Consider the following 5147-nt stretch of genomic DNA (forward strand, 5'->3'; position numbering starts at 1 on the left):
ATGGATCCGACCTCCGGCTCGATCCTGATCGACGGCCACGACCTGCGCGATATCCGCCTCGCGTCGTGGCTCAACATGATCGCCTACGTGCCGCAGCAGGCGCAGGTCTTCGATGGCACTGTTCGTGACAACCTGCTCTACCGCTTCACCGACGAGCCGGCGCGTGTCCCCGACGATGAACTCTGGGAGATCATGCGCAAGCTCAAAATCGACTTCGGCGATCGTCTCACCGACGGCCTCGATACGCGCGTAGGCCGCCACGGCATCGAGCTTTCCGGCGGCGAGCAGCAACGCCTGATGATCGGCGCGGCCGCCATGCGCAAGCCGGTCTTCATGGTCGTCGACGAAGCCACAGCCTCGCTCGACGCGACGACAGAAAAAGCCGTGCAGAAGGGCCTGGAGGAAGTGCTCGGCGAGGAGATGGGCGCGCTAATCATCACGCACCGCCTCTCGACGGTGCGACGCCTTTGTACCAAGTTCTTCGTCCTGCGCGACGCTGAAGGACTCGCTCCAGGGCAGTCGCATCTCGAAGCCTGCGCCAGCTCGTTCGAAGAACTCTACGAAGTCTCCCCAACATTCCGCACCCTGGCCGACGACCAGGGTGTGGTCATCCTCGACAGCCCCAAAATTCATATGGAGCTATCGAGCGAGCCGGTAAGCGAACCTGATGAGAGCATTCACTATCCGGAACCTGAGTCGGTGACCTAACCGAAGTATTCCGAGCAGCATGGTGCTATACTATCGGATGTGACATCGTATGCGATGTCTAAGATTCGGCGAGTGGTTCTGGACACTTCAGTGATTGTTGCTGCTTTGCGCAGCCGACTGGGAGCGTCCAACCGCCTTCTTCGGATGGTTGCGAATCGCGAGATTATCGCACTCGCAACACCTGCGCTCTTTTTGGAATATGAGGATCTGTTGAAGCGGGCAGAGCATCGGCTGGTGCATGGACTCAGCTTAGTTGAAGTCGATGAGTTGCTCGCCGAGCTAGCGTCGCTGATCGAGCCAGTGGAGACGCATTTTCAATGGCGGCCTCAACTCCGCGATCCAAGCGATGAGATGGTGTTAGAAGCCGCCGTGAATGGTCTCGCGGACGCATTGATCACTTTCAACGTCTCTGATTTTGCAGCGGCCGGGGAGCGCTTCGGAATTCCGATTCTAACTCCCGCTGATCTGTTAACACGAGTAACGCGATGAGCAGAGCTACGTATCCTTTGAAACTGCCACTTTCCATCAAGCGAGCCGCCGAGCGGCTGGCCAAAGAGGATGGTGTGTCCCTGAACCAATGGATTGCGGCAGCAGTTGCCGAGAAGGTTGGAGTCGTCCAGACTGCGGCAGAATTCTTTGCGTCGCGACGAGGAAAGGCCAGTGGTACGCGTCTCAAACACTTCCTGGCGCGCGCGCCGAAGCGCCCTCCAGATCCAGGCGATGAACTACCTTCCATCTAGAACTGGCACTTGGCTTGCCGGAGATGAGCGGGTATCTGTGTGGGAAAGCCTGAAGGTTTACGGCAACGATTCTCATGAAAACAGTGCGGATCTTCTTCGCCCTCTACCTTTGGACGGCGCCCGCGAATGATAAGTCCTTGCGCGTTGAGGAGAACAAGACTCCCCGCTCCGCTCGAATCACTGGCCCAAAACGCCTGACCGATTTGGGAAAGGGCACTTACTCAAAATGGGTGGGCTGCAGCTATTCGATAGACTGGGGTGATGGCACGTTCTCTCCGTCAGGTCCGGCCGGCGCCGATTGCGCTCTTGGCCTCTCACACACCTATAGAGCCTCCGGCAGCTATCGCATTAGAGCCAAGACCTTTCATCCGGCTCCTGACGATCATCACATCGACGACTGGTCGGATTCGATTACATTCAAGGCGAAGTAGTTTTTAACACCACCGGTTTTAATACCTGCGAGTCTTCAGAATGTAATTTCGTTTCCGGTCCCCTGCTGCTAAGATACGTCCTGCAAAATCAGTCAAAGTAGCGCCTGTCGTCTAGCTCCCATCTGTATTGTGCTGTCGAAATTCGGAATAGGCGTTGATGTGAACCGATTCGGAAATCGCTCTCCGCTCGGAGCCTGGTCCGGCAAATCAGTACAACCGAAGTTCACAAAAATTTGAGGCGATTATGAGCAGAAAGTCCCCCGTTTTGCTTGTACTGGTGTCGGTGTTTGCCTTGGCATGTTCAGCCTTTGGTCAATCGATCCCTTCGATTGATGTCATTAAGTCCAAAGATCAAGGCGGCGCCAACTCATCGATTACCGTTTCTGGTTTCACCACACATGCTGCGGGTGAATTGCTGCTGGCGTTTTTCTCTACCGACGGGCCGGTTGGTTCGGCGGTAAATGTCTCTTCAGTTTCCACCACAGGACTGAGCTGGAAGCTGATTGCCAGATCGAACCGCCAGGCCGGCACCGCGGAGATCTGGAGCGCATGGTCGCCTAACGTTCTCACGAGTGCCAGCGTGCAAGCACGACTCTCCCGCGCGGAATCGGCCTCAGCGACGATCGTTGCTGTGACAGGAGCGAATGCCGCCACACCCATTGGCGCTGCCGGGGTTGCGAGCGCTCCTTCAGGCGCGCCGTCCGTCAGCCTGAACACGATGGGGAGCAACTCGCTCGTACTGGGGGTAGGCAATGATTGGGATCACGCAATCGGCAGAACCGTCGGTCAAAACCAGAGCCTGGTTCATCAGTTCCTGTCGCCCGTCGGCGATACCTACTGGGTTCAGGCGATTAATGGCGTGATTGCAAGCCCTTCGCTGGTCACCGTCAATGATTCGGCTCCGACAAGCGATCAATACAACATGGCTGCGGTCGAGGTGCTCTCCGGCAACTCTGCTCCTGCTCCTACTTACACCTTGAGTGGTTCGATCACTCCGTCGGATCTGGGCAGCAGCAGCGTCGTGACACTCTCCCAAAATGGAACCTCGGTCGCCGCCGTGAATACTGATGGCAATGGCAACTTCCAGTTCTCCGGGCTGCTGGATGGTACATATACCGTGACTCCATCCCGGACCGGCGTAGTGTTTACGCCTTCATCGCAAACCGTGACCATCGCCGACGCCCCTGCATCGGTGAGCTTTACTGCGGCTACTGTTCCGGTGAGTGGAATCAAACTCGTGCAGGCAAATGTGCAGGGCAACGAAGCCGGTGGATTCACCTCGATGTCGGTATCGTTCAAGAATCCCACGCTGCCGGGAACGTCGCTTATCGTGACCGGCACCTGTGTTCGACCTGCCGGAACACTCTCCGTCTCCGACACGCTCGGGAATCTCTTCGAGCTTGTTGCCGGCCCGATGAGCAACCCAGCGCAGGAAGCCAATGCCTATTTCTGGCGGGTAAGAAGCGGATTAGGCGGTGCCGATACTGTGACCATCAAAGCCACGGCCGGAGGATGTGCCATGGAGGCCCATGTCTCGGAATGGCAAGGTCTCTCAGCAAGCGTACTCTTCGACCAAACCACGTTCGCTCAGGGCAACACCGGCACAAGCTTCAGCAGCGGGCTGGTAACGACCGCGCAAAACGGAGAACTCATCTTCGGCTATACCTTCCCGATTGGGAACTCGAAAGTGGGTACTGGTTTTACTCTAATGACATACGTGGATGGAGATGCCGACGAGTATGAGATCCAATCGGCAGCCGGTCCGGTCGAGGCGACGTTTACCCAGGACCAAAGTGGGACATGGTTCGCCGCAATTGCCACGTTCCCGCCGGCTTCGCAGTGAAACCAGCCTTAGCGTTGAGGAGAGAGTGAGTAGGAGCGTTTATAGGTACAAAGCCTGAATCATTCGCTTGTCGTGGATGCTCTCAATCATCTGTCATCCTGAAGCGCTTCGGTTGCGCGAAGAGATCTCCCGCGATGCTTCAAAGTGAAATGCGCTTTCTGGGCTCATGACCCATGGACGTGAGTTGTTTTTGGAGCGAGCCATGCCAGGGCATTTCAGGTTCAAGCATTACGGGAGATCCTTCGGCCAAAAGAGGGCCTCAGGATGGCACCGATATAAGGTGTGAATCTCTCCTCAATCCTTGGCGTTCCTGCTCCGCATGAGCCCTGGCAGTCTTTCAAACAACGACTAAGCGTTAGAATGTCGCCGCAACTCGCCTCATCTGTTATAGAAACTCGCCTGATCTGTTAAAGAGAGGATGCGCATCATGGCTGACATCGGAAACCACATCACACGCCGCGGATTCATCGCAAAGGCCGGCAAAACACTGATTGCCGCCAATGTCTCCGGAGCGCTACTCAAGGACTCTTCGGCGCAGCAGCTTTATGTTCCCGATCCTCCCGGGCGCAAGTTGGGATGGGCGATTGTTGGGCTGGGCAATCTTTCGATTAACCAGATTCTGCCGGCATTCGCCAAATGCGAGAAGTCGCGCGTGGTCGCATTTGTGAGCGGACATCCGGATAAAGCCAACAAACTCGCGCTTCGTTATGGAGTGAATCCGAAGAACATCTACAACTACCAGAACTACGATTCAATTCGGGACAATCCAGATGTTGATGTGATTTACATCGTGCTGCCCAACGGCATGCATGCCGAGTACACGATTCGCGGACTTAAGGCGGGCAAGCATGTCCTCTGCGAAAAGCCGATGGCGAACACTCCAGCCGATTGCCAGGCGATGATTGACGCGGCGCACAAAGCCGACCGCAAGCTGATGGTCGCATATCGCTGCCGCTACGAGCCTTACAACCAGGAGATGATCCGTCTGGCGCGCTCGCAGGAGCTTGGACAACTCAAAGTCATCGAATGTGACACTGGCTTTCACATTGGCGATCCCACGCAGTGGCGTTTGAACAAAGCCCTCGCCGGCGGCGGATCGATGATGGATATCGGTATCTATGGTCTCCAAGCCGCGCGCTACATCTCCGGCGAAGAACCCGTCGAGCTGAATGCCTTTGTTTACAGCACGCCCGGCGACGAGCACTTCAAAGAAGTGGAAGAGCTGGTCATGTTCCAGCTCCATTTCCCGAGCGGCGTTCACGCGAATTGCTCTTCTAGCTACGGATACTCAGGTCAATCCCGTTTCCGCGCTGTGACAACACAAGGCTGGTTCGAACTCGAGCCCGCACAGAACTACACCGGTTTGCGTATGCGGGTGAGTCGCCGCAACATGATCGAAGAAGTGAATCTGCCGGTGAAAGATCA

6 protein-coding genes are annotated in these 5147 nt (G+C 56.2%); all 6 read left to right on the forward strand.

From position 1 onward, the window contains the following. The coding region (locus tag VFU50_14035) for an ABC transporter ATP-binding protein (GenBank protein HEU5233979.1) at nt 1–708 on the forward strand (708 nt) is incomplete at its 5' end. A gap of 54 nt (nt 709–762) precedes the next feature. Next, nucleotides 763–1197 carry a putative toxin-antitoxin system toxin component, PIN family gene (locus tag VFU50_14040; GenBank protein HEU5233980.1) on the forward strand — a complete coding sequence of 145 codons (435 nt, stop codon included), beginning with the start codon at nt 763–765 and terminating at the stop codon, nt 1195–1197. Beyond that, nucleotides 1194–1448 (forward strand): hypothetical protein, encoded by a 255-nt coding sequence (locus VFU50_14045; protein HEU5233981.1) that lies wholly within the window; start codon nt 1194–1196, stop codon nt 1446–1448. Before VFU50_14040 ends, VFU50_14045 begins: the two co-directional genes overlap by 4 nt. Before the next feature lie 74 nt (nt 1449–1522). Further along, nucleotides 1523–1879, forward strand: a complete 357-nt coding sequence (locus tag VFU50_14050; GenBank protein HEU5233982.1) for a hypothetical protein — start codon at nt 1523–1525, stop codon at nt 1877–1879. A gap of 244 nt (nt 1880–2123) precedes the next feature. Then, nucleotides 2124–3722: a hypothetical protein gene (locus VFU50_14055; protein HEU5233983.1), complete on the forward strand. Its 1599-nt coding sequence runs from the start codon at nt 2124–2126 to the stop codon at nt 3720–3722. Nucleotides 3723–4149: 427 nt separating this feature from the next. Next, nucleotides 4150–5147: Gfo/Idh/MocA family oxidoreductase (locus VFU50_14060; protein HEU5233984.1), on the forward strand; the 998-nt coding region annotated here is incomplete at its 3' end.

It is taken from the genome of Terriglobales bacterium (genome assembly GCA_035764005.1).
Taxonomy (GTDB): Bacteria; Acidobacteriota; Terriglobia; order Terriglobales; family Acidobacteriaceae; genus Gp1-AA112.

What these genes read in the sequence shown, in the direction of transcription:
- VFU50_14050 (HEU5233982.1), top strand. Translation starts at nt 1,523, where the DNA reads ATGAAAACAGTGCGGATCTTCTTCGCCCTCTACCTTTGGACGGCGCCC.
- VFU50_14045 (HEU5233981.1), top strand. Translation starts at nt 1,194, where the DNA reads ATGAGCAGAGCTACGTATCCTTTGAAACTGCCACTTTCCATCAAGCGA.
- VFU50_14055 (HEU5233983.1), top strand. Translation starts at nt 2,124, where the DNA reads ATGAGCAGAAAGTCCCCCGTTTTGCTTGTACTGGTGTCGGTGTTTGCC.
- VFU50_14040 (HEU5233980.1), top strand. Translation starts at nt 763, where the DNA reads ATGTCTAAGATTCGGCGAGTGGTTCTGGACACTTCAGTGATTGTTGCT.